We start from the raw sequence: 24,686 nt of genomic DNA, 5'->3' as shown, positions 1-24,686 counted from the left end.
CCCCCGGCCGGGAGGCGGCCACCGGTCAGGCGGCGACCTCCGGCGCGTAGGTGCCGAAGCTCCAGATGTTGCCCTCGGTGTCGCGGGCCATGTAGTCCCGCGAGCCGTAGTCCTGGTCCGTCGGGGGCATGAGGATCTCCACACCGTGGTCCACGGCCCGCTGGTGGTGGGCGTCGACGTCGTCCACCACGACGTACACCCCGGCAGGTCCCGCGTCCTTCATCGCCGCGTCGAACACACCGCCGCGGCCCTTGGAGCCGATCATCACGGCGCCGTTGCCCTGGACCAGCTCGGCGTGCATCACCGTGCCGTCCTGCGTCTCGTACACCGACAGCTCGGTGAAGCCCAGGGCCTCGGTGAGCTGCCTGATCGCCGCCTTCGCGTCCGCGTACAGCAGCGTGGGAAAGATGCTCGGTCGTCCGCCCACCGTGCCCGCCATGCCGATCACTCCCTCGTACACCGACCCGGAACTGCCCCGGGTGCCCAGTCTCGCAGCCGCCACTGACAACGCCCCCGGCCAAGCGGATCGAACGCCCGAACTGAAAAAGTGCTTGCGTCACCCCGTTAGAATTGCCGCCATGGCCATTCTCCTCGCGCATTAGACGGCGGGAACGTCCTCAGCCGCCCACCCGCCAAAACCACGTAAGCCCTGGAGTCTGTCCATGATCTCCGCCTCCGGAATCGAGCTGCGCGCCGGCGCCCGCATCCTCCTCGAGAACGCCACCTTCCGGGTCGCCAAGGGCGACCGCATCGGCCTGGTCGGCCGCAACGGCGCCGGCAAGACCACCCTCACCAAGTGCCTGGCCGGCGAGGGCATCCCGGCCGCCGGCCAGATCGCCCGCTCCGGCGAGGTCGGCTATCTCCCGCAGGACCCCCGCACCGGCGACCTCGACGTCCTCGCCCGCGACCGCATCCTCTCCGCGCGCGGGCTCGACGTACTGATCCGCAAGATGCGCGAGAACGAGCAGCGCATCGCCAACGGCCAGGGCGCGACCCGCGAGAAGGCCCTCAGGCAGTACGAGCGCCAGGAGACCGAGTTCCTCACCAAGGGCGGGTACGCCGCCGAGGCCGAGGCCGCCACCATCGCCGCCGCGCTCAACCTGCCCGACCGGGTGCTCGGCCAGCCGCTGCACACCCTCTCCGGCGGTCAGCGCCGCCGTATCGAGCTGGCCCGCATCCTGTTCTCCGACGCGGACACCCTGCTGCTCGACGAGCCCACCAACCACCTCGACGCCGACTCGATCATCTGGCTGCGGGACTACCTGAAGACCTACCGCGGCGGGTTCATCGTGATCAGCCACGACGTCGACCTGGTGGAGACGGTCGTCAACAAGGTGTTCTACCTGGACGCCAACCGCTCCCAGATCGACGTCTACAACATGGGCTGGAAGCTCTACCAGCAGCAGCGCGAGGCCGACGAGAAGCGCCGCAAGCGGGAGCGGGCCAACGCCGAGAAGAAGGCCGCCGCGCTCAACGCCCAGGCCGACAAGATGCGCGCCAAGGCCACCAAGACCGTCGCCGCGCAGAACATGGCCCGCCGCGCGGACAAGCTGCTGGCCGGCCTGGAGGCGGTCCGCCAGTCCGACAAGGTCGCCAAGCTCCGCTTCCCCGAGCCCGCGTCCTGCGGCAAGACCCCGCTGATGGCCGAGGGCCTGTCGAAGTCGTACGGCTCGCTGGAGATCTTCACCGACGTCGACCTGGCCATCGACAAGGGCTCCAGGGTCGTCATCCTCGGCCTCAACGGCGCCGGCAAGACCACCCTGCTGCGCCTGCTGGGCGGTGTGGAGAAGCCCGACACCGGCGAGGTCGTCCCCGGCCACGGCCTGAAGCTCGGCTACTACGCCCAGGAGCACGAGACCCTCGACCCCGAGCGCACGGTCCTGGAGAACATGCGCTCCGCCGCCCCCGACATGGACCTGGTCGAGGTCCGCAAGGTGCTCGGCTCGTTCCTCTTCTCCGGAGACGACGTCGACAAGCCCGCCGGCGTCCTCTCGGGCGGTGAGAAGACCCGGCTCGCCCTGGCCACCCTGGTGGTCTCCTCGGCGAACGTGCTGCTCCTCGACGAGCCCACCAACAACCTCGACCCGGCCAGCCGCGAGGAGATCCTCGGCGCGCTGCGCACCTACAAGGGCGCCGTCGTCCTCGTCACCCACGACGAGGGCGCCGTGGAGGCGCTCCAGCCGGAGCGGATCATCCTGCTGCCGGACGGCGTCGAGGACCTGTGGGGCGCCGACTACGCGGACCTCGTCGCCCTGGCTTGATCCACTGGGTATGGATCATTCGGCCGAGTCGTGATCCATCATCTGTGTGAGATCTCCTCGTATCGAGGTGTGTCGTACATCGATTTCGCGGCCGATCCCCGTGCCACCAAGGGATCGGCCGTGTCGCGCCTCTGACCTGGCATTTCGCGAAACCGCCCGTTCGGCCCAGCGTACGGACACGCATGGAATCGTCGATTCCGTATGTGGGGGCGTGCTCCTGTCGTCACAACCTTGTCTCACGGACCTTGCCGAATGGGTGGCCATCGGGCCCCGGAGGGGTGATCATGAGGGGACCAGAGCGCACTTCCCATGAGGAGGCACGGGTGGCCGAGACTCTGAAGAAGGGCAGCCGGGTGACCGGCGCCGCGCGCGACAAGCTCGCGGCAGACCTGAAGAAAAAGTACGACTCCGGTGCGAGCATCCGGGCGCTGGCCGAGGAGACCGGCCGCTCGTATGGCTTCGTACACCGGATGCTCAGCGAGTCGGGCGTCACCCTTCGTGGGCGTGGCGGCGCGACTCGGGGCAAGAAGGCCGCATCGTCCTGAACCCGGGCGGCCCATCGGCTTCGATGGTGACCACCCGGTCGGTTCTCTGATCGGCCGGGTGGTTACTGTGCAGTCACTTAGTCATGCCGTCCGGCATGCGTGATGACCGCACTCATCGGAGGCGCCCCATGGCTTCGCCCGACCAGGACCTCGCCGCTGTACTCGACAAGGACGGCGTACGGCTCACCGTGGACGACGCGCTCGCCACGGTGACGCTGACCAACCCGGACCGGCGCAACGCCCAGAGCCCCGCACTGTGGCGGGCGTTGGCCGAGGCCGGGCGGCTGCTGCCGGGCTCCGTCCGGGTCGTGGTGCTGCGCGGCGAGGGCAAGTCCTTCTCCGCCGGGCTGGACCGTCAGATGTTCACCCCGGAGGGGATCCCGGGCGAGCCGACCTTCGTCGATCTCGCGCGCCGTGACGACGCCGGGCTCGACGCGACCATCGCCGGATTCCAGGAGGCGTTCACCTGGTGGCGGCGTAGCGACATCGTGTCCATCGCCGCCGTCCAGGGACATGCGATCGGTGCCGGCTTCCAGCTGGCCCTCGCCTGCGACCTGCGGGTCGTCGCGGACGACGTGCAGTTCGCCATGCGCGAGACCGGCCTCGGCATCGTGCCGGACCTGACGGGCACCCATCCGCTCGTCGGGCTCGTCGGCTATGCCCGCGCGCTGGAGATCTGCGTGACCGGGCGCTTCGTGCAGGCCGAGGAGTCGGTGGCGTCGGGGCTGGCCAGTGTCGCGGTGCCCGTCGGGGAACTCGACGGCGCGGTGCGGGACCTGGCCGCGGCGATCCTGGCCGCGCCCCGGGACGCGGTGGTCGAGACGAAGGCCCTGCTGCGCGGCGCGGTGGAGCGTACCTACGACGAGCAGCGTGCCGCGGAGCGGCAGGCCCAGGCACGGCGCCTGCGGGATCTGGCCGGCCTGGGCGAATGAGCCGTGCGCTGTCCGCGGGGCGGCGGGTCTGAGCCTGCCGTCCCGCGGGCAGCGCAGCGGCGGGCCCGTCGGCTCCGCCGCGCCCGCGCCGCTGGGCGGGCTCAGAACCCGTGCCGCATTCCCCCGTCCACCGGCACCATGATCCCGGTCAGATAGGAAGCGGCCGGCGACAGCAGGAACGTCGCCACCCGGCCGAACTCCTCCGGCGTCCCGTACCGCCGCAACGGGATACGGGACTCGTTGGCCGCACGGGTGGCCTCGGGATCCGCGGACAGCCCGTCGAGTTCGCGCACCCGGTCCGTGTCGATGCGGGCCGGGAGCAGCCCCACCACCCGGATCCCGCGCGGCCCCAGCTCGTCCGCGATCGACTTGGCGAACCCGGCGAGCCCCGGCCGCAGCCCGTTGGACACGGTCAGCGCCGGAATCGGCTCGTGCACCGACCCCGACAGCACGAACCCGATGACACCCCCGGCCGCCAGCTCGGCCGCCGCCGCGCGCGCGAGCCGCACCGCGCCCAGGAACACCGACTCGAACGCGTCCCGCCACTGCTCGTCCGTGTTGTCGGCGACGAACCCGGGCGGCGGTCCGCCGACGCTGATCAGGACGCCGTCGAAGCCGCCGAAGTGGGCGCGGGCGGCCGCGATCAGCCGTTCGGGAGCACCGGCGTCGGAGTTGTTGACGGCCACCCCGACCGCGTTCGCGCCCAGTTCGGCGGCTGCGTCGGCGACCCGCTTCTCGTCGCGCCCCGTGATGACCACCTTCGCGCCGTCGGCCACGAGTTCGCGTGCGGTGGCGTTGCCCAGCCCGCGGGTGGCGCCGGTGACGACGTACACCCGGTCCTTCAGTCCAAGATCCATGGCCCCTATCCTGCCTGGTCGCTCCCGAACAGGGCGAAGGCGGTGGTCACCAGCCCGATGTGACTGAACGCCTGCGGGAAGTTGCCGAGCTGACGACCCTCCACCGGGTCGTACTCCTCCGCCAGCAGACCCACGTCGTTGGCCAGCCCCACCAGCCGTTCGAACAGCTCCCGGGCCTCCTTGGTACGGCCGCTCATGTGCAGGGCGTCCGCGAGCCAGAACGAGCACACCAGGAAGGTGCCCTCACTGCCGGGCACTCCGTCGACGACCGTCCCGTCGGCGGTGTAGCGGCGCAGGAAGCCGCCGTGGTCCAGGTCCTCGCGGACCGCGTCGATGGTGCCGAGCACGCGCGGGTCGTCGTGCGGCAGGAAGCCGACGCGCGGGATGAGCAGCAGCGCGGCGTCCAGGTCCCGTGAGCCGTAGTACTGCGTGAAGGTGTTCCGCTCCCGGTCGAAGCCCTTCTCGCACACCTCCCGGTGCACCTCGTCACGCATTGCGCGCCAGCCGTCCAGGTCGCCCTCCAGCTCGGGGTGCTCCTCGAGGGCGCGCACCGCCCGGTCGGCGGCCACCCACACCATCACCTTCGAGTGAACGAAGTGGCGGCGCCCGCCGCGCACCTCCCACAACCCCTCGTCCGGCTGCCGCCACCGCGAGGACAGCCAGTCCATGAGCGCGGTCTGGATCTCCCACATGTGCGGCCGGGTGGACAGGCCGGCCGTGCGGGCCAGCGAGAGCGAGTCCATGACCTCGCCGTACACGTCCAGCTGCAGCTGGTTCACGGCGTCGTTGCCGATGCGTACCGGCGAGGAGGCGGCGAAGCCGGACAGCCACGGCAGCTCCGTCTCCGGCAGTCTGCGCTCGCCCGCCAGGCCGTACATGATCTGCAGGTCGGCGGGGTCGCCGGCGACCGCGCGCAGCAGCCAGTCGCGCCAGGCCTCGGCCTCCCCGTGGTAACCCGCCGTCAGCAGGGCGCCCAGGGTGAGGGTGGAGTCGCGCAGCCAGGAGTAGCGGTAGTCCCAGTTGCGCACCCCGCCCAGCTCCTCGGGCAGCGAGGTGGTCGGGGCGGCGACGATACCGCCGGTCGGGTCGTACGTGAGGGCCTTGAGGGTGATCAGGGAGCGTACGACGGCATCGCGGTACGGGCCGTCGTAGTGGCACCGGGACGCCCACGTGCGCCAGCCCGCGACGCTGGCCCGCAGCGCGTCGTGCGGGTCGGTCAGCGGCGGACGCGGGTGGTGCGAGGGATGCCAGGTCAGCACGAAGGCGACCTTCTGCCCCTCGGACACGGTGAACTCCGAGAGGGTGCCGAAGTCCTCGCCCCAGGTGCGCACGGACGGTTCGGCGCGCAGCCACACCGAGTCCGGGCCGGCCACGGCGACGCGGTGGCCGCCGGACCTGCGCACCCACGGGGTGATGGAGCCGTAGTCGAAGCGGAGCCGCAGTGTGCTGCGCACGGTGACGCGTCCGCTGACGCCCTCCACGATCCGTACGACGTCGGGAGCCTGGTCCCGCTGGGGCATCAGGTCGGTGACCCGTACCGTGCCGTCCGGGGTGTCCCACTCGGTGTCGAGGACGAGGGTGTCCTCGCGGTAGCCGCGTCTGGCGCAGGTGTCCGCGCCCTTGGGGGCGATCCGCCACTGGCCGTTGTCCTCGTCGCCCAGCAGCCGGGCGAAGCAGGCGGGGGAGTCGAAGCGGGGCAGGCACAGCCAGTCGATGGAGCCGTCCCTGCCGACCAGGGCCGCCGTCTGTTCGTCGCCGATGAGGGCGTAGTCCTCGATGCGGGGGTGCACGGGTTCCGGCTTCCCTGGGGACCGGAGGGCCAATCAGGGGATGCGCCGACGGAGTGAGGGTGTTGCCGGGCCCTCGTCACCGGGCCCCGGCGACGGCGTGCGCGGGCACGGTCACACCGGGGCGGGTTCCGACTCCTCGGCCGTCTCCCGCGCCGCCGCCTCGGCGCGCTCGCGTGCCTCGCGGCGGTACAGGACCCACCAGCCGACCGGGACGCCCGCGGCGAACAGCCACCACTGGATCATGTAGGCGTAGTTCAGCGGCGCGTCCTCCTTGCCGGGGTCGGAGATCTGTTCGGGGCTGCCGCCCTTCGGCTCCGGCGCCGTCTGCTGGATGTAGCCGCCGAGCACCTGGGCGCCGAGCCGCCGCGCCTGCTCCTCGCTGTTGATCAGCATGACCTGCCGGTCCGGCAGACCCTTGATCTCCTTGATGCCGCTGGCCGCGGTCGTCTCGTCGGACATCAGCCGCCCGGTGACGGTGGTACGGCCGCCGGGCGGGGCGGGGATCCTCGGGAAGGCGGTCTGTGCCCCGTTCGCCGGGATCCAGCCGCGGTTGACCAGCAGCACCTTGCCGTCGGTGAGGACGAAGGGGGTCAGGACGTGGAAGCCCACCTCGTCGTCGGAGTTGACCCGGCGCCGGACGACCACCTCGTGCGCGGTGTCGAAGGTGCCGGTGGCCGTGACGCTGCGGTACTTGTCCTTCCGGGTCACCGAGTGCCCGGGCGAGGTGAGCTGCTCCACCGGCACCGGCTTGGCCGCCAGCGCGTCGGTCACCAGCTGGTTCCGGGCGCTGCGCATCTCGTACCGGTGCTTCTGCCAGATGCCGAGCCGGATCATCGTCGGGATGAGCAGCAGGGCGACCAGGGTGAGGATCACCCACTGGCGGGTCAACAGGAAGCGGTGCACCCATTGACCGTACCTCGCCCGCGACGGCCCGCCACGAGAGGGTCCCGCAGCGGGCCGGCGGCCCGGGAGAGTGCGCTCACGCTCGGTCCACGACCCCCACTTTCCCCTCCTCGCGGGCACAGTGCGCCCCGCAGAACCACTGGCCCTCGGCCTCCACGCCCTGGCCGATGATCTGTACCCGGCAGTGTTCGCAGATCGGGGCCATGCGGTGGATCGCGCAGGAGAAGCAGTCGAAGACGTGTACCACGCCCTGGGCGTGGACCTCGAAGGTCATTCCGTAGTCATTGCCGCAAACTTCACATGTCGCCATGGGCCACAGGGTGGGCCGTCGCCGCGGTCCGGGCGAGCGGGCGCCGGGCGAGTCGTACGACAATCACCCATCCGCACGGCCACTCGTCCGCACGACCACTCGTCCGTGTGGTCACCCGCCGGTGCGGTCACTCGTCCGTGCGGTCACTCCCCTGTCCGCACGGTCCCCCGTCCGTACCGTCCCCCGTCCGTACGGTCACTCGTCCGACGCGGGCTCCACGTCCCTCAGGAGCTGGCCGAACGCCGCCTCGTCGACCACCGGCGTCCCGAACTGCCTCGCCTTGACCACCTTCGACGTGCCCGAGTCGGGGTCGTTGGTGACCAGCAGGCTGGTCAGCCGGGACAGGCTCGTCGCCACGTGCAGCCCCGCCTCCGTGGCCCGGTCCTCCAACAGGTCCCGCTCGACGGAGGTGTCCCCGGAGAACGCCACCCGCATGCCCTGTTTGAGCGGTTTGCCCTCTTCGTAGCGGCCGGGGTTGGGGTGGGGGCAGGCGGGCCGTTTGCGCGCCGGACGCCAACCGCCCGCCCTCTGTCCGCCGTGGCCACCGCTCGCCTGACGGCCGATCCGGGGCGTGTCGGACCACTCCGTCAACGGCCGGCACTCCAGCAGCGGCAGCCGTACCCCGCCCTCGGCGGCGGCCCGCAGACTCGGCCGGAACGCCTCCGCGAGCACCCGCGCGTCGTCCAGCGCGTGGTGCGCCCGCCGCTGCACGACGCCGAAGTGCGCGGCGAGCGACTCCAGCTTGTGGTTCCGCAGCGGCAGCCCCAGCTCCTTGGAGAGCGCGATGGTGCACAGCCGCTGACGCACCGGCGCCTCCCGCTTCGCGCGCGCGTACTCCCGCGCGATCATCTGCCAGTCGAAGACCGCGTTGTGCGCGACGAGCACCCGGCCGTCGAGCCGCGCGGTGAACTCCTCCGCGATGTCCGCGAACAGGGGCGCGCCCTCCAGCACCTCGCTCGTCAGACCGTGGATCCACACGGGCCCCGGATCGCGCTCGGGGTTGACCAGCGTGTACCAGTGGTCCTCGACCTCACCGCGCGCGTCCAGCCGGTAGACGGCCGCGGAGATGATCCGGTCGTCCCGGGCCAGTCCGGTGGTCTCCACGTCAACGACCGCGTATCCCTGCGGATACGCGGCCGGCCACCGGGTGGGGGAGGGCGCTGCGGTCGTCTGGTCTTCGAGCATGGTCATTGAGGATACGGGCCGCGACTGACAGTCCCCGCCCGGACGTTCAAGCCCGGCGCCGCGATTGTCCACGTGCGCGGCTATGGACCTTTTCACCGCCCGGTGCGACCGTGCTTGCCGCCCGGCGGTTGACGGCCCAGGGAAGGGCGGTACGGCGTATGGCACGCGTACGGTACGGCGCACGGACCGAGGCGGAGGCCGCGGCCACGCGCACCGCGAGCGCGCGGCTCCCGGACATCTGGTCCACCGGTGTGGTGGCCCTCTGGGAGACCGACCCGGACGCGGTGGCGGCGGTGCTGCCGCCCCCGCTGAAACCGGTCGCCCGCCCGCTGGTCCGGGTCGGCGTCAGCAAGGTCGACCTGCCCGGATACCCGCTGGGCGCGGGCTCGTTCGCGGTCGCCGCCGCCCATGACGGGACCGAGGGCTGGTATCCGCTGGTGATGCCGATGACGCACGAGCGGGCCCTGACCGGCGGCCGCGAGGTCTTCGGGGAACCCAAGAAGCTCGGCGAGGTGACCGTCGAACGCGACGGCTCCGGGGTGCGCGCGACGCTGGCCCGGCACGGCATCGCCTTCGTCGAGGTGCGCGGCACGGTCGGCGCCGAGCTGCCACCGCCCCCGCCGTCACGCAAGACCGACTTCTACTTCAAGTTCCTTCCCGCGGTGGACGGTTCGGCGGGCACCGGTTCGGGCTTCGACGGCGACCCGGTCCTGGTGCACTGCGTGCGCCACGAGAAGGTGCGCAGACTGCGGGCGGTCACCGGGGACGTGGTCCTGCGCGAGTCCCCGTACGACCCCGTCGCGGACCTGCCCGTGCTGCGCCTGCTGGAGATCACCCTCGGCGAGAAGACCAGCGACCAGCGGGGCCGGGTCGTCGAACGGGTGGACCCCCGGGCGCTGTTGCCGTACGTCCACCAGCGCTACGACGATCCCCTGCAGATCCTCGACGCGCCTCCCGAGCCCTCCCCGGCGGGTGCCTGATGCACCTGCAGGCCGGACAGGTCGCCGTCGTCACCGGCGCGGCGAGCGGGATCGGGCTCGCGATGGCCCGCCGGTTCGCGGCCGAGGGCCTGAAGGTGGTTCTCGCCGACGTCGAGGAGACCGCGCTGGACAAGGCCGCCGCGGACCTGCGCGCCGACGGCGCCGAGGTGTACGCGCGCGTGGTCGACGTCGGCGAGCGGCAACAGGTCCTCGACCTCGCCGAGTCGGCGTACCGGACGTACGGCGCCGTCCATGTGCTGTGCAACAACGCCGGGGTCGGCTCCGGCGCCGAGGGCCGGATGTGGGAGCACGAACCCAACGACTGGAAATGGGCCTTCGCCGTCAACGTGTGGGGCGTCTTCCACGGCGTCCAGGCGTTCGTCCCCAGGATGATCGAGTCGGGTCAACCCGGTCATGTCGTCAACACGTCCTCCGGCGACGGCGGCATCGCCCCGCTGCCCACCGCCTCCGTGTACGCCGTCACCAAGGCGGCCGTCGTCACCATGACCGAGTCCCTGTACGCCCACCTGAGGGCGGAGCACACGCGCGTGGGGGCCTCGGTGCTCTTCCCGGGGCCGCACATGCTGCGCACCGGCCTGTGGGAGTCGCATCGCAACCGGCCCGCCCGGTACGCCAAGCAGCGCCCGCGCCGGACGCCGTACCGCAGCCTGGGGCAGTGGGAGGCCGCGGTGCGCGCGGCCGGCCAGGACGTCCGCTTCACGCCCGTCGAGGAGGTCGCGGACCTGGTGGTGGCCGGCGTCCGTGCGGACCGTTTCTGGCTGCTGCCCGAGAGCGAGCACAGCGACGCGCGGATCAGGGCGCGGGCGCGGTCGATGCTGGAGCGCGCGAACCCGTCGTACCTCGAAAGCTTCATTCTCGACTGAGGAGGACCGAGGAGGCTGTGGTGACCGACGACCCCCAGGACCCGTATCTGATCATCTCCTCCGACTGCCACGCCGGACTGCCCACCGAGGAGTACCGGCCCTATCTGGACTCCCGTTTCCACCGGGACTTCGACGAGTTCCTCGCGGGGCGCGACCGGCGCCGCGAGGAGATGACCCGGCTCGGCATCCGCAACGAGGCGTTCGCGCACAAGTGGTTCCAGGACAACGAGGAAGGCCTGCGCGGCGGTTGGGACACCGCACGGCGGCTGAAGGAACTGGACGGCGACGGGGTGGCCGCCGAGGTCGTCTTCCCGGACGCCGACGCCGTGGACAGCCGGACCGCCGCGCCCTTCGGCGTGGGCCTCGGCCTCTCCGGTGACCAGGACCCGGAGCTGGGCATGGCGGGCGCGCGGGCCCACAACCGGTGGCTCGCGGACTTCGTCGCCGAGCACCCCGAACGGCACTGCGGGGTCGCGCTGCTGCCCATCACCGCCCCCGCCGATCAGGTCGTCGCCGAGATCCACCGGGCCCGCCGCTCCGGCCTCGGCGCGCTGATGATCCCCGCGATGTGGGCCGGCGAGGAGCCCTACCACGACCGCCGTTACGACCCGGTGTGGGCGGCGGCCGCCGACTGCGGGATGCCGGTCCTCACCCACTCCGGCACCGCACCCCGCCACGAGTACGGCGACCACCTGGGGATCTTCGTGAGCGAGGTGACCTGGTGGCCGGCCCGGCCGCTGTGGTTCCTGCTGTGGTCCGGTGTCTTCGAACGCCATCCGGGCCTGCGCTTCGGCGTCGCCGAGTCGGGCTGCTGGTGGCTGCCCAACCTGCTGTGGTTCATGGACCGCCTCTACCTGGGCGCGCACGGCGGCAAGAAGCTCTCCCCGTTCCAGGAGCTGAGCCGTCCGCCGCACGAATACCTCGACCGGCAGGTCTTCGTCTGCGCGACCAACACCAAGCGCAGGGAACTCGCCCACCGGTACGAGATCGGCGTCGACAACATCCTGTGGGGCAGCGACTTCCCCCACCCCGAGGGCACCTGGCCCGACACGCGCGGGTGGCTGCGGCGCACCTTCCACGACATCCCGGTGACCGAGACCCGCCGCATGCTGGGCCTGGCGGCGGCCGAGGTGTTCGGCTTCGACGTCGGGAAGCTGACCCCGCTGGCCCGCCGCATCGGCCCCACCCCCGCCGACCTCGGCCAGCCCGACGACCAGGCGGCCGTGGAGGCGTCCTGGGCGCGCTCGCGCGAGGCGGGCCGGCACTGGCTGACCGGCCACGACTTCCCGGTGCTGGGGGTGGCCCCGTGAGCGACCGCTACACCGTCATCTCGGCCGACTGCCACGCGGGCGCCGACCTCCTCGACTACAAGCCCTACCTGGAACGGCGCCACCACGACGACTTCGACCTCTGGGCGGCCACCTATGTCAACCCCCACGAGGACCTGCTCGCCGACTCCGCCGACCGCAACTGGAACTCCGAGCGCCGTCTGGCGGAGCTGGAGCGGGACGGGATCGTGGCGGAGGTGGTCTTCCCGAACACCATCCCGCCGTTCTTCCCGTCCGGTTCGCTGATGGCCCCGGCGCCGACCGGGGAGGAACTCGACCGGCGCTGGGCGGGCCTGCGTGCCCACAACCGCTGGCTCGCGGACTTCTGCGCGGCGGCACCGGGCCGCCGGGCGGGCGTCTTCCAGGTCCTCCTCGGCGATGTCGAGCAGGCGGTGAAGGAGATCAGGTGGGCGGCCGGGGCCGGTCTGCGGGGCGGTCTGATGCTGCCCGGCACGCCTCCCGGCTCGGGCCTGCCCGAGCTGCACGCGCGCGTGTACGACCCGATCTGGGCCGTCTGCGAGGAACTGGGCGTGCCCGTCAACCACCACGGGGGCTCGGCCTCCCCGCCGCTCGGTGACGAGCCGGCCGCCCGGGCGGTGTTCATGGTGGAGACGACCTGGTTCTCCCACCGCGCCCTGTGGCACCTGGTCTTCGGCGGCGTCTTCCGCCGCCATCCCGGCCTGCGGCTGGTCCTGACCGAACAGGGCTCGGGCTGGATCCCCGGGGTGCTCGACATGCTGGACTACTACCACGGCCGGCTGGTCGGGGCGGCGGGCGCGGCATCGCCGTCATCGCAGACATCGCAGACATCGCAGACATCGCAGGCACCGCCGTCATCGCAGGCATCGCCGTCATCGTCGGCGGAGGCCAAGTTCGGGGTGGGGCTGGCGGCCGGCATGGGTGAGCGCCCCTCCGAGGTCTGGCGGCACAACTGCTTCGTCGGCGCCAGCTTCATGCGCCCGCACGAGGTCCCGCTGCGCGACCGCATCGGCGTCGACAAGATCATGTGGGGCAGCGACTACCCGCACGACGAGGGCACCTACCCGTACACCCGCCAGGCCCTGCGCCACGCCTTCGCCGGCGTGCCCCGCGGGGAACTCGCGGCCATGCTCGGCGGCAACGCCGCCCACCTGTACGGCTTCGACCTGGACCTCCTCGATCCCATCGCGGCGAAGGTCGGCCCCACGGTGGAGGAACTCGCCGAACCCCTGACGGAGCCGCCGGCGGGCGCCACCAGTCCGGTGTTCGCCCGGGGGGCGTCGGTGCGGGTCTGGTGAGGCCCGGGGTGCGATCCTCCGTTCTGTGACCGAACCCACCCACGCCGAGGCCCACGGCGGTGCCCTCGGATCCCGGCTGAACTGGCTGCGGGCCGCCGTACTGGGCGCCAACGACGGCATCGTCTCCACCGCGGGGCTCGTCGTCGGCGTGGCCGGCGCGACGGACTCCCGGGCCGCCCTGCTCACCGCCGGACTGGCCGGGCTGCTCGCCGGGTCGATGTCGATGGCGGCGGGGGAGTACGTGTCCGTCTCCACCCAGCGGGACTCCGAGATGGCCGCCCTGGCCGTGGAGAGGCGGGAGCTGAGGGAGCAGCCGGAGGCCGAACTGGAGGAGCTGACCGAGCTGCTGGAGGAGCGCGGACTGTCCCGGGAGGTGGCGCGGGAGGCGGCCGAGCAGCTCACCGCGCGGGACGCGCTCAGGGCTCACGCGCGCGTGGAGCTGGGCATCGACCCGGACGAGCTGGCCAACCCCTGGCACGCGGCCTGGGCGAGCTTCCTCGCCTTCACCGTGGGCGCGCTGCTGCCCCTGCTGGCCATCGTCCTGCCCCCGCCGCACTGGCGGCTCCCGGTCACCGTCGGGTCCGTCCTGGCCGCGCTGGTCCTCACCGGGTGGAGCAGCGCCCGCCTGGGGGCGGCGGCCCCGCGGCGGGCGGTCCTGCGGAACGTGGTGGGCGGGGCGCTGGCGATGGGGGTGACCTATCTGGCCGGGAGCCTGCTCGGCGCGGCCGGGGTCTGAGACCGCCGAGGCCCGGCCCTGTCCCTCAGGGCCGGCGGATCGCCCTGTCGCTCAGGACCAGCGGATCGGCAGCGGCAACGCCGTCAGCAGGCCCGACACCGCGACCACCAGGCCCAGCGCGAGGACCTCCACGCGCGCGGGGACGCAGGCGGACAGCGGGTCGGCCGCGCGGCGCAGCCGCCGGCGGGCGCACAGGGCGAGCACGGTGACGGCACCGACGAGGACCACCTTGGCCAGCACGGTGCGCCCGTACGCCGTCGTCGTCAGCTGGTCGAGGACCGTGCCCGGCGGCATGCGCCGCAGCGAACTCCATGCCCCGCTCGCGGTGATCGCCGCGAGCAGCACGGCCGCCACGCGCGCGTAGAGCCCGAGCAACCCCGCCCCGGCCGCGTCGCTCCGCCACCGTCCGAGCGTCCGCAGCGCGGACAGCAGACCGCCCACCCAGAGCGCCGCGCAGGTCAGGTGCACCAGGGTCAGCCCGGAGCCGAGCAGCGGACCGTGCTCGGTCGTGGGGTGCGCGCGCAGCGCCTCGGCGACCACCACGGCGGCCAGCGGCCCCGCCTGCGTCGCCGGCCGGCGCGACAGCGCGCACAGGCCCGCCAGCAGGAAGGCGTTGACCTCCAGCAGCGCCAGCCTGCCCTCACGGGACCGGTAGAGGCCGCCCACGTCGATCTGGCCGAGGCTGTGGGGCACCAGGTCGCCGGTGGAGACCACCGAGGCGAGCCCCAGCGCGGCCACGAACCCGGCGGCGGCCGCGTACGGCGCCCACCTGGCCGGCCGTTCGTCCGGGACGCCGGGCAGCCGGCGGACGAGCCGGTCGACGAACAGCTCGCCGGCCGGGACGCACAGGGCGGCGAACAGCACGGCGCGCAGCAGCGCGATACCGCTCACGCCGGGTGCCGCTGCCTCCCCGGTGCCGCGCAGCGCGGCGGACGGACCGAGCAGGGGTATCAGGGCGCCGAGGGCCACGAGGGTCAGTAGAGCGACGGCGCGGGCCGCCCCGGCGCGTCCTGCGGAGCCCTTCGCTTCGGCTGCCTCGGTGGTCGGTCCTGTCAACGTCATCCCAGGAGCTTGACGAACCTCCCAGAACCGGGCAACTGCTGTGAAACAACCGGGTGAACGGCATTCCGCGCATGGCTGTGTTTCCAGCCGTTCCCCCGCTCACGCCCAGCGGGCAGGGTCCGACCCCCAGGGCACCGGCGGCCGCGCCCAGTCCGCGGGACCGCCCGCGAAGGAAACCGGTGGCAGTGCGTACCGCAGCCGTCCCAGCGCGCTGTCCCGCTCGGCCAGCCACACCCGCGGCCCGGCAGCGGGAACGCCTGCCCGTGACTCCGGCCGGATCCCGTCCGTCAGCCAGCGCGCCGTCCGCGCGAGGGCCAGCCGCACGAGCCGGCTGCCGCCGTCGTACGACTGCTCGGTCAGCGCCCGCAGGACGGCCGCCGCCAGCAGATAGCCGGTGCCGTGGTCCAGCGCCTGCGCGGGCAGCGCGCCGGGCTGCCCGGCCGAACCCTCGACCGCCGCGATGCCGGAGGCGACCTGCACCAGGCTGTCGAAGCCGCGCCGGCCGCCCCAGGGCCCGTACGCGCCCCACGCCGACACCTGCGCCACCACCAGCCCGGGCCGCCGGTCGGCCAGTGCGCGCGGAGAGAGCCCGAACCGGTCGAGGGCGCCCGGCCGGTAGCCGGTGACCACGACGTCCGCCGAGGCGAGCAGTTCCTCGAAGGCGGCCCGGCCGGTGGCGAGGTCGAGCGTCGCCGACCGCTTGCCCATGCCCGTGTCGGCCTGCTGGTCGGCCAGTTCGGGCATCTGGGGGGCGTCCAGACGCAGCACGTCCGCGCCCAGCAGGGCCAGCGTGCGGGTGGCGACCGGGCCGGCCAGGACCCGGGTCAGGTCGAGCACGCGCAGCCCGGCGGCGGGCAGCAGGGGCGAGGAGGCCGCGGTCGGCGGCGGGAGCACGCGGGCGGGGGCGGAGTCCAGCCGGACGCGCTCGACGAGGGGGCGTGCGGCCACCTCCACGGCCTGCTCGTGCGCCGCCCACTCCTTCGGGCAGCGCAGGGCGATGGCGAGCCCTCCGGCGCCGCAGACGGCACTCTCCGCCTCCAGGGCGGGCCGCTGGGCCAGCCGGCCGGCCACCTCCTCCACCGACGCGGAGTCCGGGAGGTCCAGGGCGGCCAGCAAGCGGGCCCGGTGGTGCGGGTAGTTGGCGTGGGTGCGCACCCAGCCGTCCGACGTCCGCCAGAACCGCGACAGCGGCGCGAAGGCCACGGGTGCCCGCCCGTCGACGCGCAGCAGCCGCTCACTGTGGAAGGCGGCCGCGACCGCCCCGTCGTCCACCCGGACCGCGGGCACCTCGGCGAGTCCGGCCCGCTGGGCCCCCAGCTCGGCGGCGGCCAGCGCGCACGCCCCCACGCAGGCCCGCGCCAGCTGCCGTACGGGAAGGCGCGCCTCCAGCGCGCCCTCCCGCGCCACGGTGGTGACCCGGGCGGGCAGAGCGGGGTCTCCGCCCAGGGCGGACCATGCGAAGTTGATTTCGGTCATGACTGTACTATGCAGTATTGACTCAATCAACATATCGCCTATGCCGCCTGTGGATCGCCCCGGCCGCCGGGGAACGACAGGGTCCGGTCGGCCCTACTTGGTCACCGCTGCCAGGGCGTCCGCCGTGCCCCAGCCGTAGAAGCCGTTGTAGTTCCTCGGGCCCTCGCACACGGCGTCGACCTTGCCGTCGCCGTTGATGTCGTAGGGATCCGGGCACGCGGTGGCGTCGGCCTCGGCGTACAGCAGGGCCTTCACCAGGGCCGCCGGGGCGTGTGGATGGGTTGACTTGATCAATGCGGCGACACCGGCGACGTGCGGGGTCGCCATCGACGTACCGGCCATGTAGCCCCACTTGCCGCCCGGCAGCGGGCCCAGGATCTGGCCGCTGGTCGCCGGGGGCTCCGGCTTCTGGTAGGCCGTGGAGTCGCCGCCCGGCGCCGCGATGTCGATGACCCCGAGACCGTAATTGGAGAACGAGGACTTCAGACCCTTGGCGCCGGTCGCCGCGACGGTCACCACGCCCGGCAGCTGGGTGGGTATGTCGTAGCACTTGTGCGGGTCGATCACCCGGTCCGACGGGGTGCCGTCGTTCGGGGAGACCGGGTCGGTGATCGAGTGGGAGGCGAGGTCGTAGCTCTCGTTGCCCGCCGCCGCGACATTGACCGTGCCCCTGCTCTCCGCGTACCGCGACGCCCGGGTGACGGCGTCCACCAGTGCCTTCTGGCCGGGGTCGGTCGTGCAGTTGAAGTACCAGGGGTCGGTGTAGTAGCTGTTGTTGGTCACGTCGACGTGGTGCTCGGCCGCCCACATGAAGCCGCAGACCACGGCCTCCGTGTAGAAGTAGCCGCTCGGATTGGCGACCTTGATGCCGGCCACCTTGACGCCCGGCGCCACACCCGTGATGCCGACGCCGTTCTTCGCGCCCGCTATCTCACCGGCGACGTGCGTGCCGTGCGGGCTCTCGGAGGCGCTGGGCCGCCAGGCGCCGTCGGTCGTGTCCGGCTTGCCCGAGACGCAGTTCGCGGAGGCGGCGCGGTCGAAGTTGGGCGCGATGTCGGGGTGGGTGTCGTCGACGCCGGTGTCGATGACGGCGACCGTGACGTCCGGGCTGCCCAGGGTCCTCTCGTGCGCCTTGTCCGCCTTGATGGCCGGCAGGTCCCACTGCAGCGGCTCCAGCGGGTCCTGGCCGTCGGCCGCCTTCGCGCCGGCGGCGGCGACCTGCCGGGCGCTGAGCACCTGCGGGGCGCCCACGTCGGTGGTGGACTGGGCGGGCAGCGGCGCGTTGCGGGTGGCGCCGGCCGAATCCACTCCGCGCACCTTGCGGATCGCCTCGGCGAAGCCCGGATTCGAGGAGTGGACGACGATCACGCCGATCCGGCCGTACGTGGCGACGACCGTCCCCCCGGCCTCGCCGATCGCCGCCCGCACCGACTCGATCGTGCGATGGTCCGTTCGTGTGTTGACGACATAGGCCAGGTTCGGGCCGTCGGCCGCCCGCGCCGCCGGGGCCGTCAGCGGAGCCGCCGAGGCCGCCGCCGGCAGGAGGCCGAGCGAGGCGGTCAGCGACAGGGCGACCGGCACGGCGAGCGCCAGCCGGCGGCTGGAGCGCAGATGAGGCATGGGATCTCCACATCATCCGGAAACGAGACCGCCCGAGACGCGGAGGCCGTTCGGGCAGGTACATGACGAGTGGTGCAGGGCGAAGCTAACCCCCGCACTCACCGGCCAGCAATGCCCCCTCGGCCCCCGCTCCACGGCGAACCGGCCCCGCCTCGCGCGAATGACCCGAAGGAGTTGAACCGACTCGCGCGTGGCGCCGTGACCCCGGACAAGGGGCCCACCAGGATCGTGGCCCCCCGCCGGAATCACGCACGGGAGCCGAACCGTCGCTCCCGGTCACGTGATCCCCGTCCCGTGAGGTCCGAAAGCGCATGTCCGCAACGCGAGGAGACTCCGTGGCCACCGAGACACCGCCCCCCGCGAAACCGCAAGCCCCCCTACCCTCCACCGAGGAGTTCGCCGAGGTGCAGCAGAGCGCGGAGTTCGGTGAACTGCGCCGCTCCCACCGCTCGTTCGCCTTCCCGCTGACCATCGGCTTCATCGCCTGGTACCTGCTCTACGTCCTGCTCTCCAACTACGCGGGCGGGTTCATGGGCACCAAGGTGGCCGGAAACATCAACGTGGCCCTGGTCCTGGGCCTCGCCCAGTTCCTCACCACCTTCCTCATCGCCTGGTGGTACGCCCGGCACGCCGCAACCAGGCTCGACCCCCAGGCCGAGGCCATCAAGTCCCGGATGGAGGGCGGAGAATGAGCCCCGCGCAGCACACCCTGCTGGCCGCCGGCGAGGCGAGCCAGCACCGGCCGCTGATCATCACCCTGTTCGCGGTGTTCGTCGCCGCGACCCTCGTCATCACCGTCTGGGCCGGCCGCCAGACCAAGGACGCCGCCGACTTCTACGCCGGCGGACGCCAGTTCACCGGCTTCCAGAACGGCCTCGCCGTCTCCGGCGACTACATGTCCGCCGCGTCCTTCCTCGGCATCGCCGGCGCCATCGCCCTCTTCGGCTACGACGGCTTCCTGTACTCCATCGGCTTCCTGGTCGCCTGGCTGGTCGCCCTGCTCCTGGTCGCCGAACCCCTGCGCAACTCCGGCCGCTACACCATGGGCGACGTGCTCGCCTACCGGATGCGCCAGCGCCCGGTGCGCACGGCGGCCGGTACGTCCACCATCGTGGTCTCGATCTTCTACCTGCTGGCCCAGATGGCGGGCGCCGGCGTCCTCGTCTCGCTCCTGCTGGGCATCACCAGCGACAGCGGCAAGATCGGCATCGTCGCCCTGGTCGGCGTCCTGATGATCGTCTACGTCACCATCGGCGGCATGAAGGGCACCACCTGGGTCCAGATGGTCAAGGCCGTCCTGCTCATCGTGGGCGCCCTGCTGCTGACCTTCCTGGTCCTGCTGAAGTTCCACTTCAACGTCTCCGACCTGCTGGGCAAGGCCGCCGACAACAGCGGCAAGGGCTCGGCGTTCCTGGAGCCCGGCCTGAAGTACGGCGCCACCGGCACCACCAAGCTGGACTTCCTCTCCCTCGGCCTCGCCCTGGTCCTGGGCACCGCCGGCCTGCCGCACATCCTGATCCGCTTCTACACGGTCCCCACCGCCAAGGCCGCCCGGAAGTCGGTCATCTGGGCCATCGGACTGATCGGCACCTTCTACCTGATGACCCTCGCCCTCGGCTTCGGCGCCGCCGCGCTGATCAAACCGGCCGAGATCATCGCCTCCAACAAGGCCGGGAACACCGCCGCCCCGCTCCTCGCCCTCCATCTCGGCGGCGTCGACTCCAACTGGGGCGCCGTCCTGCTGGCCACCATCTCGGCGGTCGCCTTCGCCACCATCCTCGCGGTCGTCGCGGGCCTGACTCTCGCCTCGTCCTCCTCCTTCGCCCACGACATCTACGCCAACGTCATCAAGAAGGGCACCGCCACCGAGAAGCAGGAGATCAACGCGGCCCGGTACGCCACCGTCGGCATCGGCGCCGTCTCCATCCTGCTCGGCGCCCTCGCCCGGGACCTCAACGTCGCCGGCCTGGTCGCCCTCGCCTTCGCGGTCGCCGCCTCCGCCAACCTGCCGACGATCCTCTACAGCCTGTTCTGGAAGCGGTTCACCACCTCCGGCGCCCTGTGGTCCATCTACGGCGGCCTGGTCACCGCGGTCGGCCTGGTGCTGTTCTCGCCGGTGGTCTCCGGCAAGGAGTCGTCGATGTTCCCGCACGCCGACTTCCACTGGTTCCCGCTGGAGAACCCCGGCATCATCTCGATCCCCGTCGGCTTCCTGCTGGGCATCGTCGGCACCCTCTTGTCGAAGGAAGCCCCGGACGCCGGCAAGTACGCGGAACTGGAGGTGCGGTCCCTGACCGGAACCGGAGCGCACTAGATCCTGTCGTCAGGGCCTGGCTCGGTGACGCGGCCGCGTGGTCCGGGATCGTACGGTCCTACGACGCGGCCGTGTCCCACCTCGTCGGATCCGGTCGCTGTCGTTGTCAGTGGTCTCGCGTAGGCTCGCAGGTGACGGGAAAAGAGTGATCCGGACCGAGGGAGGGGGCCCACGTGCTCATCGACACCTACGGCCGAGTGGCCACCGACCTGCGGGTCTCGCTCACCGACCGGTGCAACCTGCGCTGTACGTACTGCATGCCCGAGGAGGGCCTGCAGTGGCTGGCCAAGCCCGACCTGCTCACCGACGACGAGATCGTCCGCCTGATCGACATCGCCGTGCGCATCCTCGGCATCGAGGAGGTCCGCTTCACCGGGGGCGAGCCCCTGCTGCGCCCCGGTCTGGTCGGCATCGTGGAGCGCGTCGCGGCCATGGCACCGCGCCCCCAGACGTCACTGACCACCAACGGCATCGGCCTCAGGCGCACGGCGACCGCCCTGAAGGCGGCAGGCCTGGACCGGGTCAACGTCTCCCTGGACACCCTGCGCCCGGACGTCTTCAAGACCCTCACCCGCCGGGACCGCCACAAGGACGTCGTCGAAGGCCTGGAGGCCGCCCGCGCGGCGGGACTGACCCCGGTCAAGGTCAACTCGGTGCTGATGCCGGGCCTGAACGACGACGAGGCCCCGGACCTGCTGGCCTGGGCCGTGGAGCACGACTACGAGCTGCGCTTCATCGAACAGATGCCCCTGGACGCCCAGCACGGCTGGAAGCGCGAGGGCATGGTCACCGCCGGGGACATCCTGGCGTCCCTGCGCACCCGCTTCGACCTCACCCCCGAGGGCGCCGACGAACGCGGCTCGGCCCCGGCGGAGCGCTGGCTGGTCGACGGCGGCCCGCACCGGGTCGGTGTCATCGCCTCCGTCACCCGCCCGTTCTGCTCCGCCTGCGACCGCACCCGCCTCACCGCCGACGGCCAGATACGCACCTGCCTGTTCGCCACCGAGGAGACCGACCTGCGTGCCGCCCTGCGCTCCGGCGCCCCCGACGAGGAGATCGCCCGCGTCTGGCGCCTGGCGATGTGGGGCAAGAAGGCGGGCGCGGGCCTGGACGACCCGTCCTTCGTCCAGCCGGACCGACCGATGTCCGCGATCGGCGGCTAGTGCCCGCTGCGGCACGAGGACATACCGATCAGGGGCCGACCGGAGGCCGGCCCTCCTCGTCCGCCTGCCACTCCTTCAACGGCACGACGTCCTTCAGGAACCCCCGCACCCCGAGGAACTGCGACAGCTGCTCGCGATGCTCCTCGCACGCGAGCCAGGTCTTGCGCCGCTCCGGCGTATGGATCTTCGGGTTGTTCCACGCCAGCACCCACACGGCGGCGGCGCGGCAGCCCTTGGCTGAGCAGATCGGGGAGACCGGATCGGTACCGGAGGCGTTCGGGATCACGCCTAGACCCTAGTCGAAACCGCCTCACGGATTCCGGGCGGACGTCCGCTGCCCCGCCACGAGCACCTCTGTGACCTGCCGGAGGATGCCCATCGCCGGGAACGCGCTCGGATGGCGTGACGGCGGCAGCACCAGCACGGCCAGCCCCAGCAGGAGGAGCGTCAGGGAGACGAACGCCAAGGGCAGGAGAACCGTGAGCGTGGAGACAAACCTGACATTTTGCCAGACGGTGAGCATGCCGAACCTCCTGGCGCGCAGCAGCGGGATGCGGGAGTGCACGGGAACGGTCGGCCCTCGTGCTGAAAAGGCGACGCCGAGCAGCCACGGGGGGAGCTGCCCGGCGTCGGTCCGTCGCTCCGACGGGGGATGCGGAGCGCGTACGCAGTATGTCACGGGGGACCCGCCGCCCGGCACAGGAACTTCATGATTGATCTGAGCTTTTCTTGAGCAAGGCCCGGTGGCGAAGGCCGTCCCGGCCCCGGCTCAGCAGGCATCCCCGATGGTCACGCGGGGTGAGGCCGTTCCCCGTGAACCCCGGCCGCCGGGTCCCCCGGCGCGTCGTCCATGGCCGAGTCCGCCGACGGATCCTCCGCCCGGGGCGGTGTGATCATCGGCGCGGTCGGCATGGTGACGAAGGTCGACGGCAGCGACGGCGGCCGCTCCCGGCCCGCGTTGGCGATCACCACGGCGATGTAGGGGAGGAGCGCACCCAGCACCAACGCCACGATCGCGACATGCCGTTCCACGTTCCAGAGCGTGACCGCGAGAATCACCGAGACGGTACGGATCGACATCGAGATGACGTACCGCCGCTGCCGGCCCCGCACATCCTCGGCCAGGCCCGTCCGGGCTCCGGTGATCCGGAACACCTGGACGCCGCCGCCATGCTGTTTCCGCATCACAATCCACCATCCGCCAGCATCGGACTCTCCCCCCGCCCGCACACCGTCCGAGCCCGGCGGGGAACCGGGCCAGGGACACTTCCACGGTACGCCGCACCTGCGTCGCCTTCGAGACCGGGTCACCTCCGGCCTGCGCGAACGCCATCGGACCCGTCACGTACGGCCGTACCCGGCATGCGCCGTACACCGGCCGGACCCACACTGGCCGTGAAGCTCACGTCGAGTCGTACGAGGAGGCAGCCATGGGCTGGTTGTGGGCGATCATCGTGGGCTTCGTGCTCGGCCTGATCGCGAAGGCGGTCATCCCGGGCAAGCAGCACATGCCCCTGTGGCTGACCACCATCTGCGGCATGCTCGGCGCCATCGTCGGCAACGCGGTCGCCCGCGCGTTCGGGGTCGCGGCGACCCCGGGCATCGACTGGACCCGACACGCCTTCCAGCTGGTGGCCGCGATCATCATCGTCGCCGTCGGAGACATGGCGTACATGGCGACGATCGGCCGGCACAAGCAGCGAGCCTGACGGCACACACCGAAGGGGACGGCCCTCCCGCACTCGGGAAGAGCCGCCCCTTCGCGCCGTACCGAGGCCGGCTAGGCCCCGGTCACCTCGACCGCCGCCAGGTTCTTCTTGCCCCGCCGCAGCACCAGCCAGCGCCCGTGCAGAAGGTCCTCCTTGGCCGGGACCGAGTCCTCGGCGGCGACCTTGACGTTGTTCACGTAGGCGCCGCCCTCCTTCACCGTGCGACGCGCGGCCGACTTGCTGGCCACCAGGCCGACCTCGGCGAACAGGTCGACCACCGGCGCCGGCTCGGCGACCTGGATGTGCGGCAGCTCGGACAGCGCGGCCGCCAGCGTCCTGTCGTCCAGCTCCGCCAGCTCGCCCTGGCCGAAGAGCGCCTTGGACGCGGCGATCACGGCGGCCGTCTGGCCGGCGCCGTGCACCAGTGTCGTCAGCTCCTCGGCGAGCGCGCGCTGCGCCGCCCGGGCCTGCGGACGCTCCTCGGTCTGCCGCTCCAGCTCCTCCAGTTCCGCGGGGGACTTGAAGGACAGGAAACGCATGTACGTCGAGACGTCCCGGTCGTCCGTGTTCAGCCAGAACTGGTAGAACGCGTACGGCGTGGTCATCTCCGGGTCGAGCCAGACGGCGGTGCCCTCGGACTTGCTGAACTTGGTGCCGTCCGCGCGGGTCATCAGCGGTGTCGCCATCGCGTGCACGTTGGCGTGCGGCTCCAGCTTGTGGATCAGGTCGAGGCCCGCGGTGAGGTTGCCCCACTGGTCGCTGCCGCCCTGCTGGAGCGTGCAGCCGTAGCGCCGGTGCAGCTGCAGGAAGTCCATGCCCTGCAGCAGCTGGTAGCTGAACTCCGTGTAGCTGATGCCCTCGGAGGACTGCAGCCGCCTCGCGACCGAGTCCTTCGTCAGCATCTTGTTGACCCGGAAGTGCTTGCCGATGTCACGCAGGAACTCGATGGCGGACAGCCCCGCGGTCCAGTCGAGGTTGTTGACCATGACGGCCGCGTTCTCGCCCTCGAAGGACAGGAACGGCTCGATCTGGCCGCGCATCTTCTCGACCCAGCCCGCCACCGTCTCCGGATCGTTCAGCGTGCGCTCCGCGGTCGGGCGCGGGTCGCCGATCAGGCCCGTCGCGCCGCCCACCAGCGCCAGCGGCCGGTGCCCGGCCAACTGGAGCCGACGCACGGTGAGCACCTGGACCAGATGCCCGATGTGCAGGGACGGCGCGGTCGGGTCGAAGCCGCAATAGAACGTGACGGGACCGTCCGCGAGAGCCTTGCGCAAAGCGTCCTCGTCAGTGGACAGGGCGAGCAGCCCGCGCCACTTCAGCTCGTCGACGATGTCCGTCACGGTTCTCGTGTCTC

General features: G+C 72.0%; 25 protein-coding genes. 12 read left to right on the top strand and 13 right to left on the bottom strand.

The features are described from left to right. Positions 1 to 25: 25 nt before the first annotated feature. The gene (locus ACFYMM_RS03620) at positions 26 to 439 is read right to left on the bottom strand and encodes a VOC family protein (RefSeq protein WP_388384472.1); all 414 of its coding nucleotides are present in this window, start codon (positions 437 to 439) and stop codon (positions 26 to 28) included. A gap of 223 nt (positions 440 to 662) precedes the next feature. Between ACFYMM_RS03620 and ACFYMM_RS03615 the strand changes: the two genes are divergently transcribed. The 3 genes from ACFYMM_RS03615 (at position 663) to ACFYMM_RS03605 (ending at position 3,738) form a co-directional block, all read left to right on the top strand. After that, the gene (locus ACFYMM_RS03615; RefSeq protein ID WP_388383429.1) at positions 663 to 2,261 is read left to right on the top strand and encodes an ABC-F family ATP-binding cassette domain-containing protein; all 1,599 of its coding nucleotides are present in this window, start codon (positions 663 to 665) and stop codon (positions 2,259 to 2,261) included. A gap of 323 nt (positions 2,262 to 2,584) precedes the next feature. Continuing rightward, a complete protein-coding gene (locus tag ACFYMM_RS03610; RefSeq protein ID WP_004002281.1) occupies positions 2,585 to 2,806 on the top strand; it encodes a helix-turn-helix domain-containing protein in 222 nt (73 codons plus the stop codon). A 128-nt stretch (positions 2,807 to 2,934) separates the two neighbouring features. Further along, positions 2,935 to 3,738 (top strand): enoyl-CoA hydratase/isomerase family protein, encoded by an 804-nt coding sequence (locus tag ACFYMM_RS03605; RefSeq protein WP_388383428.1) that lies wholly within the window; start codon positions 2,935 to 2,937, stop codon positions 3,736 to 3,738. Between the two features lie 101 nt (positions 3,739 to 3,839). Here ACFYMM_RS03605 and ACFYMM_RS03600 read toward each other — a convergent pair whose 3' ends face one another. The 5 genes from ACFYMM_RS03600 to ACFYMM_RS03580 all read right to left on the bottom strand — a co-directional run bounded on the left by ACFYMM_RS03600 (position 3,840) and on the right by ACFYMM_RS03580 (position 8,783). Continuing rightward, on the bottom strand, positions 3,840 to 4,595 hold the full coding sequence (locus ACFYMM_RS03600) for an SDR family oxidoreductase (RefSeq protein ID WP_388383426.1): 756 nt from the start codon (positions 4,593 to 4,595) through the stop codon (positions 3,840 to 3,842). A 5-nt stretch (positions 4,596 to 4,600) separates the two neighbouring features. Then, entirely contained in the window at positions 4,601 to 6,385 is a 1,785-nt protein-coding gene (locus ACFYMM_RS03595; protein WP_388383424.1) for a glycoside hydrolase family 15 protein, read from the bottom strand. 111 nt (positions 6,386 to 6,496) lie between these two features. Beyond that, entirely contained in the window at positions 6,497 to 7,288 is a 792-nt protein-coding gene (locus ACFYMM_RS03590; RefSeq protein WP_388383422.1) for an SURF1 family protein, read from the bottom strand. A gap of 76 nt (positions 7,289 to 7,364) precedes the next feature. Continuing rightward, on the bottom strand, positions 7,365 to 7,598 hold the full coding sequence (locus ACFYMM_RS03585) for a hypothetical protein (protein WP_388383419.1): 234 nt from the start codon (positions 7,596 to 7,598) through the stop codon (positions 7,365 to 7,367). Between the two features lie 195 nt (positions 7,599 to 7,793). Beyond that, on the bottom strand, positions 7,794 to 8,783 hold the full coding sequence (locus tag ACFYMM_RS03580; RefSeq protein ID WP_388383418.1) for a DEDDh family exonuclease: 990 nt from the start codon (positions 8,781 to 8,783) through the stop codon (positions 7,794 to 7,796). 158 nt (positions 8,784 to 8,941) lie between these two features. Here ACFYMM_RS03580 and ACFYMM_RS03575 point away from each other — a divergent pair, with 158 nt between their 5' ends. Genes ACFYMM_RS03575 through ACFYMM_RS03555 form a run of 5 tightly spaced genes read left to right on the top strand, consistent with a single transcriptional unit; the run spans position 8,942 to position 13,988 of the window. Next, positions 8,942 to 9,763: an acetoacetate decarboxylase family protein gene (locus ACFYMM_RS03575; RefSeq protein ID WP_388383416.1), complete on the top strand. Its 822-nt coding sequence runs from the start codon at positions 8,942 to 8,944 to the stop codon at positions 9,761 to 9,763. After that, positions 9,763 to 10,647: an SDR family NAD(P)-dependent oxidoreductase gene (locus tag ACFYMM_RS03570; protein WP_388383414.1), complete on the top strand. Its 885-nt coding sequence runs from the start codon at positions 9,763 to 9,765 to the stop codon at positions 10,645 to 10,647. Before ACFYMM_RS03575 ends, ACFYMM_RS03570 begins: the two co-directional genes overlap by 1 nt. Positions 10,648 to 10,667: 20 nt before the next feature. Next, positions 10,668 to 11,957, top strand: a complete 1,290-nt coding sequence (locus tag ACFYMM_RS03565; protein WP_388383412.1) for an amidohydrolase family protein — start codon at positions 10,668 to 10,670, stop codon at positions 11,955 to 11,957. After that, positions 11,954 to 13,252, top strand: coding sequence for an amidohydrolase family protein (locus ACFYMM_RS03560; RefSeq protein WP_388383410.1), 1,299 nt, complete (start codon positions 11,954 to 11,956; stop codon positions 13,250 to 13,252). The genes ACFYMM_RS03565 and ACFYMM_RS03560 overlap by 4 nt, the downstream gene beginning before the upstream one ends. Positions 13,253 to 13,277: 25 nt before the next feature. Further along, entirely contained in the window at positions 13,278 to 13,988 is a 711-nt protein-coding gene (locus ACFYMM_RS03555) for a VIT family protein (protein ID WP_388383407.1), read from the top strand. Positions 13,989 to 14,039: 51 nt separating this feature from the next. On the opposite strand, the gene ACFYMM_RS03550 is transcribed toward ACFYMM_RS03555, so the two are convergent. The 3 genes from ACFYMM_RS03550 to ACFYMM_RS03540 form a co-directional block, all read right to left on the bottom strand. Next, positions 14,040 to 15,050: a CopD family protein gene (locus ACFYMM_RS03550; protein WP_388383405.1), complete on the bottom strand. Its 1,011-nt coding sequence runs from the start codon at positions 15,048 to 15,050 to the stop codon at positions 14,040 to 14,042. A 99-nt stretch (positions 15,051 to 15,149) separates the two neighbouring features. Next, on the bottom strand, positions 15,150 to 16,526 hold the full coding sequence (locus ACFYMM_RS03545) for a CoA transferase (protein ID WP_388383403.1): 1,377 nt from the start codon (positions 16,524 to 16,526) through the stop codon (positions 15,150 to 15,152). Positions 16,527 to 16,619: 93 nt separating this feature from the next. Further along, positions 16,620 to 18,146, bottom strand: a complete 1,527-nt coding sequence (locus ACFYMM_RS03540) for a S8 family serine peptidase (protein WP_388383401.1) — start codon at positions 18,144 to 18,146, stop codon at positions 16,620 to 16,622. A gap of 335 nt (positions 18,147 to 18,481) precedes the next feature. On the opposite strand from ACFYMM_RS03540, the gene ACFYMM_RS03535 reads away from it, so the two are divergent. From ACFYMM_RS03535 to moaA, 3 genes are all read left to right on the top strand, one after another. Continuing rightward, complete coding sequence (locus ACFYMM_RS03535) at positions 18,482 to 18,838, top strand: DUF485 domain-containing protein (protein ID WP_388383398.1); 357 nt, start codon at positions 18,482 to 18,484, stop codon at positions 18,836 to 18,838. Further along, complete coding sequence (locus tag ACFYMM_RS03530) at positions 18,835 to 20,460, top strand: cation acetate symporter (RefSeq protein ID WP_388383397.1); 1,626 nt, start codon at positions 18,835 to 18,837, stop codon at positions 20,458 to 20,460. Before ACFYMM_RS03535 ends, ACFYMM_RS03530 begins: the two co-directional genes overlap by 4 nt. A gap of 173 nt (positions 20,461 to 20,633) precedes the next feature. Beyond that, a complete protein-coding gene (moaA, locus tag ACFYMM_RS03525) occupies positions 20,634 to 21,623 on the top strand; it encodes a GTP 3',8-cyclase MoaA (protein ID WP_388383395.1) in 990 nt (329 codons plus the stop codon). A gap of 28 nt (positions 21,624 to 21,651) precedes the next feature. Here moaA and ACFYMM_RS03520 read toward each other — a convergent pair whose 3' ends face one another. The 3 genes from ACFYMM_RS03520 to ACFYMM_RS03510 all read right to left on the bottom strand — a co-directional run bounded on the left by ACFYMM_RS03520 (position 21,652) and on the right by ACFYMM_RS03510 (position 22,808). Next, the gene (locus ACFYMM_RS03520) at positions 21,652 to 21,909 is read right to left on the bottom strand and encodes a hypothetical protein (RefSeq protein WP_388383393.1); all 258 of its coding nucleotides are present in this window, start codon (positions 21,907 to 21,909) and stop codon (positions 21,652 to 21,654) included. A gap of 24 nt (positions 21,910 to 21,933) precedes the next feature. After that, complete coding sequence (locus ACFYMM_RS03515) at positions 21,934 to 22,146, bottom strand: hypothetical protein (RefSeq protein WP_388383391.1); 213 nt, start codon at positions 22,144 to 22,146, stop codon at positions 21,934 to 21,936. Positions 22,147 to 22,412: 266 nt separating this feature from the next. Further along, a complete protein-coding gene (locus tag ACFYMM_RS03510) occupies positions 22,413 to 22,808 on the bottom strand; it encodes a DUF3099 domain-containing protein (protein WP_388383390.1) in 396 nt (131 codons plus the stop codon). 245 nt (positions 22,809 to 23,053) lie between these two features. Between ACFYMM_RS03510 and ACFYMM_RS03505 the strand changes: the two genes are divergently transcribed. Further along, positions 23,054 to 23,332: a GlsB/YeaQ/YmgE family stress response membrane protein gene (locus tag ACFYMM_RS03505; protein WP_388383388.1), complete on the top strand. Its 279-nt coding sequence runs from the start codon at positions 23,054 to 23,056 to the stop codon at positions 23,330 to 23,332. Positions 23,333 to 23,403: 71 nt separating this feature from the next. On the opposite strand, the gene tyrS is transcribed toward ACFYMM_RS03505, so the two are convergent. After that, positions 23,404 to 24,672 (bottom strand): tyrosine--tRNA ligase, encoded by a 1,269-nt coding sequence (tyrS, locus tag ACFYMM_RS03500; protein WP_388383386.1) that lies wholly within the window; start codon positions 24,670 to 24,672, stop codon positions 23,404 to 23,406. Positions 24,673 to 24,686 lie beyond the last annotated feature (14 nt).

The organism is Streptomyces sp. NPDC006739 (genome assembly GCF_042869815.1).
Classification (GTDB): Bacteria; Actinomycetota; Actinomycetes; order Streptomycetales; family Streptomycetaceae; genus Streptomyces.
Note: the sequence above shows the minus strand (reverse complement) of the source record. Positions and strands in the feature narration are given on the sequence as shown.